Raw genomic sequence first — 14,798 nt, 5'->3', positions numbered from 1 at the left:
GCAAATGAGCATGGGGTTGGACTTCGACCTGGTCGAAGACCTGGTGGCCGGGGTCGATGAAGTGGGCCGCGGCCCGCTGTGCGGTGCAGTGGTCACCGCAGCGGTCATACTGGACCCCAATCGTCCGATTCTGGGGCTCAATGATTCCAAGAAACTGACTGAAGCCAAGCGCGAAAAGCTCTACGACGAAATCTGCGAGAAAGCCTTGTCCTGGTGCATTGCGCGGGCCGAGGTGCACGAAATCGACCAGCTCAATATTCTGCAGGCCACCATGCTGGCCATGCAGCGAGCGGTGGAAGGCCTGCGCATCACCCCTAAAATGGCGCTGATCGACGGCAATCGCTGTCCTAAACTGGCAGTGCCTTCGGCGCCCGTCGTCCAGGGCGACGCCAAGGTGCCAGCCATTGCGGCGGCCTCGATTCTGGCCAAGGTCAGTCGGGATCGTGAGATGGCCGCCTTTGAATTGATTTACCCAGGCTATGGTATCGGCGGGCACAAGGGTTACCCGACCCCGGTGCACCTGGAAGCCTTGGCGCGGCTGGGTCCGACGGCGATTCATCGGCGTTCCTTCGCCCCGGTCCGAGTCGCCTATGAGGCGCGTCTGGCACTCGATCCAGACTTCACACCGGCCTGACTGGCTGATGTTTTTATCAGGGCCCGGTACAATCCGGGCCTTGTCGTTTTTTCGGTTGCTATAGGATCACCATGTCGGCTTCTTTCGTTCATCTACGCCTGCACACCGAATATTCGCTGGTCGATGGCCTGGTGCGGATCAAGCCGCTGGTCAAGGCCCTGGCCGGGATGAGCATGCCCGCCGTAGCGGTCACTGACCAGAGCAACATGTGTTCGCTGGTCAAGTTTTACAAAACCGCCATGGGCGCTGGTATCAAGCCGATCTGCGGGGCCGACCTGTGGCTGGCGAGCAAAGACCCCGATGCACCGCTGTGCCGCATCAGCTTGCTGGCCATGAACGCCAAGGGCTACCGAAACCTTACCGAATTGATTTCCCGCGGTTTCATCGAAGGCCAGCGCAATGGCCTGGTGATCATCGAGCGCGATTGGGTGCCGCCTGCCAGCGAAGGGCTGATTGCCCTTTCCGCGGCCAAGGAGGGCGACATCGGCATGGCGTTGCTCTCGGGCAACCCGGCTGAAGCTGAAACACTGCTGCGCGAATGGATGGCCATCTTCCCCGACCGTTTCTATGTCGAAGTCCAGCGTACCAACCGCACCAACGACGAAGAATACCTGCACGCCGCCGTGGCCCTGGCCGACCGCCTGGGCGCGCCGCTGGTGGCCACCAACGATGTGCGCTTTATCAAGCAAACCGATTACGAAGCCCACGAAACCCGTGTGTGCATCGGTGAGGGGCGGGCGCTGGATGACCCGCGCCGCTCGAAAAACTACAGCGACCAGCAATACCTGAAAAGCGCCGAGGAAATGGCCGAGTTGTTCAGCGACCTGCCCGAGGCGCTGGAAAACACCGTCGAGATTGCCAAGCGTTGCAACATCAACGTCCAGTTGGGCAAGCACTTTTTGCCTGACTACCCGATCCCGGATGGCATGACCATCGATGAGTACTTTCGCAAGGTCTCCTTCGACGGGCTGGAGGAGCGCCTGCAGGTCCTGCTGCCGCGCGATACCACCGAAGATTACGACGCCAAGCGTCAAGTCTATGTGGACAGGCTCAACTTTGAGCTGGATATCATCATCCAGATGGGCTTCCCCGGTTACTTCCTGATCGTTATGGACTTTATCCAGTGGGCCAAGAGCAACGGCGTGCCGGTAGGACCGGGTCGGGGGTCGGGTGCTGGCTCATTGGTAGCCTATGTACAGAAGATCACCGACCTTGATCCGTTGGAATATGACCTGCTGTTCGAACGTTTCCTGAACCCGGAACGGGTCTCCATGCCCGACTTTGACGTCGACTTCTGCATGGACGGCCGGGACCGAGTCATCGACTACGTGGCCGACAAGTATGGCCGCAACGCCGTCAGCCAGATCATCACCTTCGGTTCCATGGCGGCCAAGGCGGTCGTGCGTGACGTGGCGCGGGTCCAGGGTAAGTCCTATGGCCTGGCTGACCGTCTGTCGAAGATGATCCCGTTCGAAGTTGGCATGACCCTGGCGAAAGCCTACGAGCAGGAAGAGATCCTGCGCGACTTTCTCAAGGTCGATGAGGAAGCCCAGGAAATCTGGGACATGGCACTCAAGCTTGAAGGCGTCACCCGCGGTACCGGCAAGCACGCCGGTGGTGTGGTTATCGCCCCCACCAAGCTGACCGACTTTTCGCCGATTTCCTGCGATGAAGAAGGCGGTGGCCTGGTTACCCAGTTCGACAAGGATGACGTCGAGGCCGCGGGCTTGGTGAAGTTCGACTTCCTGGGCCTTCGGACCCTGACCATCATCGACTGGGCACTCAAGACCATCAATCGCGATCGCGCCAAGGTGGACCAGCCACCGCTGGACATCGCGTTCATTCCGTTGGATGACAAGCCGACTTACCAATTGTTGCAGAAAGCTGAAACCACGGCGGTGTTCCAGCTTGAATCGCGCGGCATGAAAGAGCTGATCAAAAAGCTCAAGCCCGACTGCCTCGAAGACCTGATCGCACTGGTGGCCCTGTTCCGTCCGGGGCCTTTGCAGTCGGGCATGGTGGATGACTTCATCAACCGTAAGCACGGTCGCGCCGAGCTGGCCTACCCGCACCCCGATTACCAGTACGACGGCCTCAAGCCGGTACTGGCGCCCACCTACGGCATCATCCTGTATCAGGAACAGGTGATGCAGATTGCCCAGGTGATGGCCGGTTACACCCTCGGGGGTGCGGACATGCTGCGTCGAGCCATGGGTAAGAAAAAACCCGAAGAAATGGCCAAGCAGCGGGGCGGTTTCATTGAAGGTTGTGCGTCCAATGGGATCGACGCGAACCTTGCCGGTAACATTTTCGACCTGGTGGAAAAATTCGCCGGTTACGGCTTCAACAAATCCCACTCCGCCGCCTATGGCCTGGTGTCCTACCAGACCGCTTGGCTGAAGACCCATTACCCCGCGCCTTTCATGGCGGCGGTACTGTCGGCCGATATGCACAACACCGACAAGGTCGTGACCTTGATCGAAGAAGTGCGAACCATGAAGCTGCGTCTGGATGCGCCGGACGTGAATGCCTCTGAGTTCAAGTTCACCGTGGACGAAGATGGCCGGATCATCTACGGCCTGGGGGCGATCAAGGGTGTCGGCGAGGGGCCGGTCGAGGCCATTGTCGAGGCGCGTGAAGCCGGGCCGTTCAAGGATTTGTTCGATTTCTGCGAGCGGGTGGACCTCAAGCGGATCAACAAGCGCACCCTTGATGCGCTGGTGCGCAGCGGCGCTCTGGACCGCCTGGGGCCGTATTTTTATGACGAATTGAAAGCCTACCAGGCCAATATCGACCTGAACCGTGCCGTGCTGCTGGCGGCCATGGAAGAGGCGATCAAGTCAGCTGAGCAAACTGCCCGCACGCACGACAGCGGCCATGCGGACCTGTTCGGCGGGCTGTTTGTCGAGTCGGATGCCGATGTCTATGCCAATCACCGCAAGGCCAAGGAGCTGACGCTCAAGGAGCGCCTGCGCGGTGAGAAAGAAACCCTGGGCTTGTACCTCACCGGTCACCCAATCGACGAATACGAAGGTGAGATCCGCCGCTTCGCACGCCAGCGGATCATTGATCTGAAACCTGCCCGTGACACACAGACCGTGGCGGGCATGATCATTGCGCTACGGGTCATGAAGAACAAGAAAGGCGACAAGATGGGCTTCATCACCCTTGATGATCGCTCAGGAAGGATCGAAGCCTCCCTGTTTGCCGAGGCTTTCCACTCGGCACAGTCATTGCTGCAAACCGATGCCATGGTGGTGGTGGAAGGGGAGGTCAGTAACGACGATTTTTCCGGTGGCTTGCGCCTGCGCGTCAAGCGGGTGATGAGCATGGAGGATGCGCGCACCAACTTGGCCGAGAGCCTGCGCCTGAAGGTGCACGCCCAGGCCTTGAAGGGTGATCGGCTCTCCTGGCTGGGCGATTTGTGCAAGCGCCATCGCGGCGCCTGCCCGATCACCATGGAGTACACCGGCCCCGATGCCAAGGCACTTTTGCAGTTCGGCGAGGGTTGGTCCATCGACCCGGCTGACAGCTTGATTCAAGCTCTGCGTGACCAGTTCGGCCGTGAGAACGTCTTTTTGCAATATCGTTGAGTTCAGCCTCGGGCCGCGAGCCCGGGATTGAGCCCGACCTGTGATTTAAACTCGACCTGAATGCGCCTGATCCCTTATGGTAGGGCGCCAAACGGATCAACCGGCCGGCCGCTTGGCCGTCGACCCAAGACGGATGCCTATGAACCCGAATTTTCTCGATTTCGAACAGCCGATTGCTGACCTGCAAGCCAAGATCGAAGAGCTGCGCCTGGTCGGCAACGACAACTCGCTGAACATCGGCGATGAGATCTCCCGTCTGCAAGACAAGAGCAGCACGCTGACTGAAAGCATTTTCGGCAACCTGACCAGCTGGCAGATTGCGCGCCTGGCGCGTCATCCTCGTCGCCCGTACACCCTGGACTACATCGATCATATCTTCGCTGAGTTCGATGAGCTGCATGGTGATCGTCACTTCTCCGACGACGCCGCTATCGTGGGTGGCGTTGCTCGCCTGGACGACAAGCCAGTGATGGTGATCGGTCACCAGAAAGGCCGTGACGTTCGCGAAAAGGTACGCCGCAACTTCGGCATGCCGCGCCCAGAAGGCTACCGTAAGGCTTGCCGTCTGATGGAAATGGCCGAACGTTTCAAAATGCCGATCCTGACCTTTATCGACACGCCGGGCGCCTACCCAGGCATCGATGCCGAAGAGCGCAACCAGAGCGAGGCGATCGCCTGGAACCTGCGCGTAATGGCACGCCTGAAAACCCCGATCATCGCCACCGTGATTGGTGAAGGCGGTTCGGGTGGTGCGCTGGCCATTGGTGTCTGCGACCAACTGAACATGCTGCAATACTCCACCTATTCGGTGATTTCGCCAGAAGGTTGCGCCTCGATTCTGTGGAAAACCGCCGAGAAGGCCTCCGACGCAGCCGAAGCCATGGGTATCACGGCCGAGCGCCTCAAAGGCCTGGGTATTGTCGATAAGGTCATCAACGAGCCCCTGGGCGGTGCGCACCGTGACCCGGCCAAGACTGCGGCGGCCATTCGCCAGGCGTTGGGCGAGCAGTTGGCAATGCTCAAGAAGTTCGACAACGACGCCTTGCTGGCACGTCGCTACGAGCGTCTGATGAGCTACGGCCTCTGATACGCCAACCCGTCCTGTAGGAGCCGGGTTTACCCGCGATGGCATCGCTGCGATCCTAAAGACGACCGCAGTGATGCCATCGCGATGGTCCGGCATTCCGGCAAGCTCTGCTCCTACGGCGATGAATGCGCTGCGGTTTATGTGAAGACCGTGTGCAGTCCAGTACAGTCGACTACGGCAGTGGCTCTCATGTCCGATTCGCTTGCCTTCCGGCTTCTGTCCTACCTGGCCCCTTGGCGCAATGCCCGGGTTGTGCGCATCGCCCTCTCGGGCGGCCTCGACTCCACCGTGCTGCTTCACGTGCTCGCCAACCTGGCTCGCCACGAAAAACTCCCACCCTTGCAGGCGCTCCATGTTCATCATGGGCTGCAAACGGCTGCGTCTGCCTGGCCCGCGCAATGCCAGTCGCAGTGCGACAGCTTGGGTGTGCCGCTGCAGATCGTTCATATACAGGTCGCGCCCGGCGCCAGCCTTGAGCAGCAAGCGCGAGACGCGCGTTATGCGGCCTTTGGTCAGGTGCTGGGGAAGGGTGAGGTGCTATTGCTGGCACAACACCGCGACGATCAGGCTGAAACTTTATTGTTCCGGCTCTTGCGCGGCAGTGGTCTGCGGGGGCTGACGGGGATGCCAACGCACCGCCCTCTGGGCGCCGGTCATCTGTTGCGGCCCTTTATCGACAGGCCGCGCAGCGAGCTGTTGGCCTACGCCCAGGCTCACGGCCTGGACTGGATCGAAGACCCGTCCAATGCCGACAGCCGTTTCTCGCGCAATTTTCTGCGCAACGAAGTGATACCGCTCATCACCCGACGCTGGCCCCAGGCCGGTGCCACGATCGCTCGCGCCGCCGAACACCTGTCCGAAGCCCAGGGCTTGCTGGACGAGCTTGCTGAACAGGACCTCAAAGGCATTGCCACGCCCAGTGAGTTCGATTGGCTGGGGCTGTCGTCCCTTGCTCTGGCGCCCCTGTGCGAGCTTTCGCCAGCACGCCAGCGCAATGCCCTGCAGTATTGGCTGGCCGTGCGCACGCGCTTGCCCGACAGCCGGCATTGGGTCGGCTGGGACACCCTGCGCGATGCCGGCGCAGACGCCACGGCGCTCTGGCAATTGACTGATGGCCAGTTGCAGCGATCCGCCGGGCGGCTGTGGTGGTTGTCCGATGAATGGCTGGCAGAGCCTGTGGGTGATATCGATTGGCCGGACCCTGGCCAGCCATTGACCCTGCCGGGCAACGGCACGCTCTGGTTGAGCGGCGATCTGCCGCAGTCGAGCCTGCGTGTCGATTACCGCCGGGGCGGTGAGGTGCTGGCGTTGGCGGGGCGTGGGCATCGAGACCTCAAGCGCCTGCTCAACGAGTGGGGCCTGCCCGCATTCGCTCGCGCAAGGCTGCCGCTGTTATACCAGGATGATCAATTGGTCGCCGTGGCAAATCTGCCTCAGGCACCGACGAGCGGCCTGCAACTGCAATGGCAGGTACCGACAGATGTACGACGAACGCGCAAGGTTTGAGATGAAAGGGGGTTTCCGGTAGACTACGCTCCCTTCTTGATACAGCTTCTGTTGATTCAACCGAATTACAGTCGCTGCCGGTTACCACGCAGTCTTTGCTGGGCGATTCTGAAAATGTGTAGCGAGTTCCGTACCGGGTGCTGTTGCCCTGGTCTGTCAAAACGCGGCAGTTTTTCGAGGTGCACCGTAAAAAATGCAGGTGATCGGGGGCTTCGGCCTTCCTTCGCTTCCCCCGGCGGCTCTGACCGCTTTAACGCAGACTTCTAGGGTTTTTCATGACGCGCTACATCTTCGTCACGGGCGGTGTTGTTTCTTCATTGGGGAAAGGCATTGCATCGGCATCTTTGGCGGCCATCCTGGAGGCGCGGGGACTTAAGGTCACCATGCTCAAGCTGGACCCGTACATCAACGTCGACCCGGGCACCATGAGCCCGTTCCAGCACGGTGAAGTGTTCGTCACCCACGACGGCGCCGAAACCGACCTGGACCTGGGCCACTACGAGCGGTTTATCCGCACGACCATGACCCAGAACAACAACTTCACCACTGGTCGTGTCTACGAGCACGTGCTGCGCAAAGAGCGCCGTGGTGATTACCTGGGCGCCACCATTCAGGTGATTCCGCACATCACCGACGAAATCAAGCGTCGTATCATCAAGGGCGCCGGCGATGCCGACGTGGCCCTGGTTGAAATCGGCGGTACTGTCGGTGATATCGAGTCGCAACCTTTCCTGGAAGCGATCCGCCAACTGCGTGTCGAAGTCGGCTCCAAGCGCGCGATGCTGATGCATCTGACGCTGGTTCCGTACATCGCCACCGCAGGCGAAACCAAAACCAAGCCTACCCAGCACTCGGTCAAGGAACTGCGTTCCATCGGCCTGCAGCCTGACGTGCTGATCTGCCGCTCCGACCACCCGGTCGACGTGTCGTCGCGTCGCAAGATCGCGCTGTTCACCAACGTTGAAGAACGTGCGGTGATTTCGCTGGAAGACGTCGACACCATCTACAAGATCCCGGCCGTGCTGCACGCCCAGGGCCTGGATGACTTCGTCGTCGAGCGCTTTGGCCTGCAGTGCAACGGCGCTGATCTGTCCGAGTGGGAGCAGGTTGTCGATGCCAAGCTCAATCCAGAGCACGAAGTCACCATCGCGATGGTCGGCAAGTACATGGAGCTGCTGGATGCGTACAAATCGCTGATCGAAGCGATGAGCCACGCGGGCATCCAGAACCGTACCAAGGTCAACCTGCGCTACATCGACTCCGAAGACATCGAGAACCAGGGCACTGGCCTGCTCGAAGGCGTCGACGCCATCCTGGTACCGGGCGGCTTCGGTCTGCGCGGTGTCGAAGGCAAGATCACCGCCGTGCAATATGCTCGCGAGAACAAGGTGCCGTACCTGGGTATCTGCCTGGGCATGCAGGTTGCCGTGATCGAATTCGCGCGTAACGTCATGGGCTGGAAAGACGCCAACTCCACCGAGTTCGACCGTACCAGCGGTCACCCGGTCGTGGGCCTGATCACCGAGTGGGCCGATGCCACTGGCGCAGTCGAAACCCGTACCGAAGCTTCCGACCTGGGCGGCACCATGCGCCTGGGTGCACAGGAATGCCAGCTGCAGAGCGGCACCAAGGTTCACGACTGCTACGCCAAGGATGTGATTGTCGAGCGTCATCGTCATCGCTATGAAGTGAACAACAACCTGCTGCCGCAAATGGTCGAGGCTGGCCTGAAGATTTCTGGCCGTTCGGGCGATGGCGCGCTGGTCGAAGTGGTTGAAGCGAACGAGCATCCATGGTTTGTCGCCTGCCAGTTCCACCCGGAGTTCACCTCGACGCCGCGCGACGGTCACCCGTTGTTCAGCGGTTTCGTCAAGGCTGCACTGACTCAGCATCAGAAAAAGGCCTGACCCATGGCACAGAAGATTATCCGTGTAGGCGCGATCGAGATCGCCAACGACAAGCCGTTCGTCCTGTTCGGCGGCATGAACGTGCTGGAGTCGCGGGACCTGGCCATGAAGGTGTGCGAAGAGTACGTGCGGGTTACCGAAAAGCTTGGTATCCCTTATGTATTCAAAGCCAGCTTCGACAAGGCCAACCGTTCCTCCGTGACCTCTTACCGTGGCCCCGGCCTGGAAGAGGGCCTGCGGATTTTCGAGGAGATCAAGGCCACCTTCGGCGTGCCCTTGATCACCGATGTGCATGAGCCTGCCCAGGCAGCGCCGGTTGCCGAAGTCTGTGACATCATCCAGTTGCCGGCATTTTTGTCGCGCCAGACTGACCTGGTGGTGGCCATGGCCAAGACCGGTGCTGTGATCAACATCAAGAAGGCGCAATTCCTCGCACCCCAGGAAATGAAACATATCCTGACCAAGTGCGAAGAGGCTGGTAATGATCAGTTGATTCTGTGCGAGCGTGGTTCCAGCTTTGGTTACAACAACCTGGTGGTGGACATGCTCGGCTTCGGCATCATGAAGCAATTCCAATACCCGGTTTTCTTCGACGTGACCCATGCCCTGCAGATGCCGGGCGGTCGCGCCGACTCTGCGGGCGGTCGCCGTGGCCAGGTTACTGACCTGGCCAAGGCCGGCCTGAGCCAAGGCCTTGCGGGGCTATTCCTCGAGGCGCACCCGGACCCGGACAACGCCAAGTGTGACGGCCCTTGCGCCCTGCGCCTGGACAAGCTCGAACCCTTCCTGAGCCAACTCAAGGCCCTGGATGACCTGGTGAAGAGTTTTCCGACAGTAGAAACCGCGTAATCCTCGAATCTCCGGTAAAGTACCGCACGATTTCTCGCTCTGACCCCAGGGTCCCCCTAGGGTCGGAGCCTGACCGTCTTCAGGCTTGCCAGTGCTAATGCCTGCAGACGCTCACGTTTTTCTTCAGCTGCGTCGTTTTCGTCAATTTTGGAGTGCGTACAACAATGGCAAAAATCGTCGACATCAAAGGTCGTGAAGTTCTCGACTCCCGTGGCAATCCTACCGTTGAAGCTGACGTGCTTCTGGACAACGGCATCATCGGCAGCGCTTGCGCGCCGTCCGGTGCTTCCACCGGTTCGCGCGAAGCGCTGGAACTGCGTGATGGCGACAAGAGCCGTTACATGGGTAAAGGCGTACTGAAAGCCGTTGCCAACATCAACGGCCCGATCCGTGACTTGCTGTTGGGCAAAGACCCGGTTGACCAGCAAGCCCTGGACCGCGCCATGATCGAACTGGACGGTACCGAGAACAAGGCCACCCTGGGCGCCAACGCTATCCTCGCGGTATCCCTGGCCGCCGCCAAGGCTGCTGCACACGACCAGGACCTGCCGCTGTACGCTCACATCGCCAACCTGAACGGCACCCCAGGCGTTTATTCGATGCCGGTTCCGATGATGAACATCATCAACGGCGGCGAGCATGCCGACAACAACGTCGACATCCAGGAATTCATGGTTCAGCCGGTTGGCGCCAAGACTTTCTCCGATGCGCTGCGCATGGGCACCGAGATTTTCCATCACCTCAAAGCCGTGCTGAAGGCCCGTGGCCTGAACACTGCCGTCGGTGACGAAGGTGGTTTTGCGCCGAACCTGGCTTCCAACGAAGACGCACTGTCGGCCATCGCCGAAGCCGTTGCCAATGCAGGCTACAAGCTGGGCACCGACGTGACCCTGGCACTGGACTGCGCGGCCAGCGAATTCTACAAGGATGGCAAGTACGACCTGGCTGGCGAAGGCAAAGTATTCGACGCTGAAGGTTTTGCTGAATACCTCAAAGGCTTGACCCAGCGCTACCCGATCATCTCGATCGAAGACGGCCTGGACGAGTCCGACTGGGCCGGCTGGAAAATCCTGACTGACAAGATCGGCGAGAAAGTCCAACTGGTCGGCGACGACCTGTTCGTGACCAACACCAAGATCCTGAAAGAAGGCATCGACAAGCAGATCGGCAACTCGATCCTGATCAAGTTCAACCAGATCGGCACCCTGACCGAAACCCTGGAAGCCATCCAGATGGCCAAGGCCGCTGGTTACACTGCCGTGATCTCGCACCGTTCCGGTGAAACCGAAGATTCGACCATCGCTGACCTGGCTGTCGGTACTGCGGCTGGCCAGATCAAGACCGGTTCGCTGTGCCGTTCCGACCGCGTTTCGAAGTACAACCAACTGCTGCGCATCGAAGAGCAACTGGGCGCCAAAGCGGTATACCGTGGTCGTGCCGAGTTTCGCGGTTAAGCCTGAGATGGTAAAAAGGCACTAAGGCCTGTTCGAAACGTCGCCCGGCGGCGTTTCGCCAGCCCTGCTGTGAGCTTCATCACAAAGCCTGGCCTGTGCCAGGCTTCGTGCCATAAGACGCTCGAGCGGCGGTTGTCTTTTTCCACTGGATATCTAGATGCGCAGTCCTTATTGGTTGTTCCTTGTCTTGCTCCTGCTGCTCGGTGGCCTGCAGTATCGCCTCTGGGTGGGCAACGGAAGCCTCAAGCAAGTGACCGACCTGAAGCAACAGATCGCCGAACAGCACGCCGAAAACGAGCGTCTGCTGGAACGCAACCGAGTACTGGATGCTGAAGTGCTCGAACTGAAAAAAGGCATGGAGACCGTTGAAGAACGCGCTCGCCATGAACTGGGGATGGTCAAGGAGGGCGAAACCCTCTACCAGATGGCTCAATGAGCCAGTCCCTGCCTGCCTTCTGGGCAGTGATTCCCGCCGCGGGCATAGGCGCCCGCATGGCTGCCGACCGCCCCAAGCAGTATCTGGAACTGGGCGGCAGAACCATTCTCGAGCATAGCCTCGACTGTTTTCTTGATCATCCCTGTCTGAAAGGGGTGGTTGTCAGCCTGGCGGTTGACGATCCGTTCTGGCCAAACCTGCAATCAGCTCGCGATACACGCATCCAGCGTGCCCCGGGCGGTCGCGAGCGCGCCGACTCGGTGCTCAATGCTTTGTTGTTGCTGCACGAACAGGGTGCCGCCGACGAGGATTGGGTGCTGGTCCATGATGCGGCGCGCCCGAACCTGACCCGCGACGACCTGGACAAGCTTCTGGCTGAGCTTGCGGATGATCCGGTCGGAGGGCTGTTGGCTGTTCCTGCTCGTGACACCCTCAAGCGTGCCGATGCCCAGGGCCGTGTCAGTGCCACTGTGGATCGCAGCACCATTTGGCAAGCCTTCACCCCGCAGATGTTTCGCCTTGGCGCATTGCACCGAGCCTTGGCGGACAGCCTTGTGGCCGATGTCGTTATCACCGACGAAGCGTCCGCCATCGAATGGTCCGGCCAGGCGCCGCGCCTGATCGAAGGGCGCAGCGATAACATCAAGGTCACCCGCCCTGAAGACCTTGAATGGCTGCGCCAGCGCTGGGCGTTGCGTCCACGCTGAAGGCGCCGCTCGATCTCAAGAGCAAAAGAAAAACCAAGGCAGGCACCTCGTGGGTGCTCATGTAATCTGTTGCCAGGTACTCTGCGGTTCACCCTGTGAATGACGGGAGGAAGACCGTTTCAAGGCTTCCAGGCGCTTGCCTTGGGTTTTTCGCTGTTGCCCAAATCGAGCGCCGCCCGCGCGGCGCATCGCCGGCTAAAGCCGGCTCCCACATTGGTTGCAACGTGCCATGGCCTGTGGGGTAGGGGTTGTTAGCCTTGGTGGTTCGGCTTTAGTTTTTTGTGGTTTCGGGGGGGGGCGCGTGGCTGACAACTCCACTCTCACAGGCCATGGCACGTTGCAACCAATGTGGGAGCCGGCTTTAGCCGGCGATGCGCCGCGCGGGCGGCGCTCGATCTCAAGAACCAAGGAAAAACCAAGGCGGGCACCTCGTGGGGCTCATGCGATCCGTTGGCAGGCACCCAAGGGTTCACTCCTGTTTTCTAGGCATTGCGCATCATCGTTTTTCAATTGATTTTGTACTCAGGCCGTATCGCCAGGCCTTCACGTAGAAAGTCCACCAGCTTTCTCACCTTCGGCGACAAATGCCGTTGCTGCGGATACAGCGCCCACACGGCAGTATTGGGTGGCTGATGCGCCTCCAATAGCGAAATCAGCGCCCCACTGTTGAGGTGTTCCAGCACGTAATAATCCGGTAGCTGGCACAACCCCACTCCCCGTAATGCCGCATCCAGCACGGCCTGGCCGCTGTTGCAGCGCCAGTTGCCCTGGACCCGCTGGGTAAACTCGCGACCGTTTTGCTGCAGCTGCCAAAGATCCGAGCTGCCAACCAGGCAATTGTGACGGCTCAGTTCCGACAGACTGTGCGGGCGGCCATAGCGCTCCAGGTAGGAAGGCGAGGCGCACAGGTACATGCGCCTTGGCGCCAGTCGTGCCGCCACCAGCCGGGACTCTTGCAGGCGCCCCAGGCGGATCGCCAGGTCCAGCCCCTCGTGCACCAGGTCCAGCGTGCGATTGGACAACTCGATATCGACGCGCAGTTGCGGGTAAGCCCCCATGAATTGCGTCACCAGCGGAACAATAAAGCGCTCTCCATAAGCCACCGCACAGGTCATGCGGAGCAAGCCCTTGGGCTCGCTGTTCAAGTCACCGACTGCGCGCAAGGCTTCCTCGCGCCCGTCCTGCAAGCGCTGGCAGTGGTGCAGAAAGGTTTGCCCGGCTTCAGTCAGGGTCACGCGCCGGGTACTGCGATACAGCAAGCGAGTTTGCAAGCGGTCTTCAAGGCGGGCGATCTGCCGGCTGATATGCGAGCTCGAGACCCCCAGGCGTTCGGCAGCGGCTGTGAATTGGCTGCATTCGGCAACCGCAACAAATTCGTCGATCCCTTCCCAGCGACTCTCGCCCATGATTATCCCCATACAGCAATAATGTTTTGTCTTTGGCCTGATTATTAATCACTTGGCGCTCAATTACACTCGTCGAATGTTTGCTCACCCCTGAAGGAAAAGATGATGATCAAGTCCCGTGCCGCTGTAGCCTTTGAGGCGAAGAAACCGCTGGAAATCGTCGAAGTGGATGTCGCGATGCCCAAGGCGGGTGAAGTACTGCTCAAGGTAGTGGCCAGCGGTGTATGCCATACCGATGCCTACACGCTGTCCGGTGCGGACCCAGAGGGCATTTTCCCTTCGATCCTGGGGCATGAAGGCGGCGCCATTGTCGAGGCGATCGGTGAAGGTGTGACCTCGGTGGCCGTTGGCGATCATGTGATTCCGCTCTACACCCCGGAATGCCGTCAGTGCAAATTCTGCCTGTCGGGCAAGACCAACCTGTGCCAGGCCATCCGCGCCACCCAGGGCAAGGGCCTGATGCCCGATGGCACCACTCGTTTTTCCTACAACGGCAAGCCGCTGTTCCATTACATGGGCACCTCGACCTTTTCCGAGTACACCGTGCTCCCTGAAATTTCCGTGGCCAAGATTGCCAAGGACGCGCCGCTGGAGAAGGTCTGCCTGCTCGGTTGTGGCGTGACCACAGGGATCGGCGCCGTGCTCAATACCGCCAAGGTCAAGCCCGGTGACACCGTGGCTATCTTCGGCCTGGGCGGCATTGGCCTGTCGGCGATCATCGGTGCAGTCAAGGCCAAGGCCGGTCGTATCATCGCCATCGACATCAACCCGGGCAAATTCGAAATCGCTCGCCAGTTAGGTGCGACCGATTGCGTCAACCCGAAGGATTTCGATCGTCCGATCCAGGAAGTCATTGTCGACATGACCGATGGCGGCGTGGACTTCTCCTTCGAGTGCATCGGCAACGTGCAGTTGATGCGCGCTGCACTGGAGTGCTGTCACAAGGGCTGGGGTGAGTCGGTGATCATCGGCGTGGCCGCTGCCGGCCAGGAAATCTCCACCCGTCCGTTCCAGTTGGTGACCGGTCGCGTCTGGCGGGGTTCGGCCTTTGGTGGTGTGCGTGGGCGTACCGAGTTGCCGAGCTATGTGGACATGGCCGAGAGGGGTGAAATCCCGCTGGATACTTTCATTACCCACACCATGGGCCTGGAAGACATCAACAAGGCTTTCGACCTGATGCACGAAGGCAAGAGCATCCGCAGCGTCATCCATTTCTGAG

At 60.0% G+C, this 14,798-nt stretch carries 11 protein-coding genes; 10 read left to right on the top strand and 1 reads right to left on the bottom strand.

The annotated features are described in order from the left end of the window. The first annotated feature begins 4 nt into the window (after nt 1–4). The 9 genes from rnhB to ispD all read left to right on the top strand — a co-directional run bounded on the left by rnhB (nt 5) and on the right by ispD (nt 12,173). On the top strand, nt 5–634 hold the full coding sequence (gene rnhB, locus AC3IX4_RS23060; protein WP_489257668.1) for a ribonuclease HII: 630 nt from the start codon (nt 5–7) through the stop codon (nt 632–634). A gap of 71 nt (nt 635–705) precedes the next feature. Beyond that, the gene (dnaE, locus tag AC3IX4_RS23055) at nt 706–4,227 is read left to right on the top strand and encodes a DNA polymerase III subunit alpha (protein ID WP_489257667.1); all 3,522 of its coding nucleotides are present in this window, start codon (nt 706–708) and stop codon (nt 4,225–4,227) included. A gap of 139 nt (nt 4,228–4,366) precedes the next feature. Continuing rightward, on the top strand, nt 4,367–5,314 hold the full coding sequence (locus tag AC3IX4_RS23050) for an acetyl-CoA carboxylase carboxyltransferase subunit alpha (RefSeq protein ID WP_489257666.1): 948 nt from the start codon (nt 4,367–4,369) through the stop codon (nt 5,312–5,314). A 189-nt stretch (nt 5,315–5,503) separates the two neighbouring features. Next, nucleotides 5,504–6,820, top strand: a complete 1,317-nt coding sequence (gene tilS, locus AC3IX4_RS23045) for a tRNA lysidine(34) synthetase TilS (protein WP_489257665.1) — start codon at nt 5,504–5,506, stop codon at nt 6,818–6,820. A gap of 275 nt (nt 6,821–7,095) precedes the next feature. Then, a complete protein-coding gene (pyrG, locus tag AC3IX4_RS23040; protein WP_489257664.1) occupies nt 7,096–8,727 on the top strand; it encodes a CTP synthase in 1,632 nt (543 codons plus the stop codon). A 3-nt stretch (nt 8,728–8,730) separates the two neighbouring features. After that, nucleotides 8,731–9,576, top strand: coding sequence for a 3-deoxy-8-phosphooctulonate synthase (gene kdsA / locus AC3IX4_RS23035; RefSeq protein ID WP_489257663.1), 846 nt, complete (start codon nt 8,731–8,733; stop codon nt 9,574–9,576). Nucleotides 9,577–9,740: 164 nt separating this feature from the next. Beyond that, the gene (eno, locus tag AC3IX4_RS23030) at nt 9,741–11,030 is read left to right on the top strand and encodes a phosphopyruvate hydratase (protein ID WP_489257662.1); all 1,290 of its coding nucleotides are present in this window, start codon (nt 9,741–9,743) and stop codon (nt 11,028–11,030) included. A 157-nt stretch (nt 11,031–11,187) separates the two neighbouring features. Further along, a complete protein-coding gene (ftsB, locus tag AC3IX4_RS23025) occupies nt 11,188–11,466 on the top strand; it encodes a cell division protein FtsB (RefSeq protein WP_489257661.1) in 279 nt (92 codons plus the stop codon). Then, nucleotides 11,463–12,173, top strand: a complete 711-nt coding sequence (gene ispD / locus AC3IX4_RS23020; RefSeq protein WP_489257660.1) for a 2-C-methyl-D-erythritol 4-phosphate cytidylyltransferase — start codon at nt 11,463–11,465, stop codon at nt 12,171–12,173. The genes ftsB and ispD overlap by 4 nt, the downstream gene beginning before the upstream one ends. A 506-nt stretch (nt 12,174–12,679) precedes the next feature. Here ispD and AC3IX4_RS23015 read toward each other — a convergent pair. After that, nucleotides 12,680–13,579: a LysR substrate-binding domain-containing protein gene (locus AC3IX4_RS23015; RefSeq protein ID WP_489257659.1), complete on the bottom strand. Its 900-nt coding sequence runs from the start codon at nt 13,577–13,579 to the stop codon at nt 12,680–12,682. Nucleotides 13,580–13,684: 105 nt separating this feature from the next. Here AC3IX4_RS23015 and AC3IX4_RS23010 point away from each other — a divergent pair, with 105 nt between their 5' ends. Beyond that, entirely contained in the window at nt 13,685–14,797 is a 1,113-nt protein-coding gene (locus AC3IX4_RS23010; protein ID WP_489257658.1) for an S-(hydroxymethyl)glutathione dehydrogenase/class III alcohol dehydrogenase, read from the top strand. Nucleotide 14,798: the final 1 nt, after the last annotated feature.

Source organism: Pseudomonas sp. KH_021, from assembly GCF_057838865.1.
Note: the sequence above shows the minus strand (reverse complement) of the source record. Positions and strands in the feature narration are given on the sequence as shown.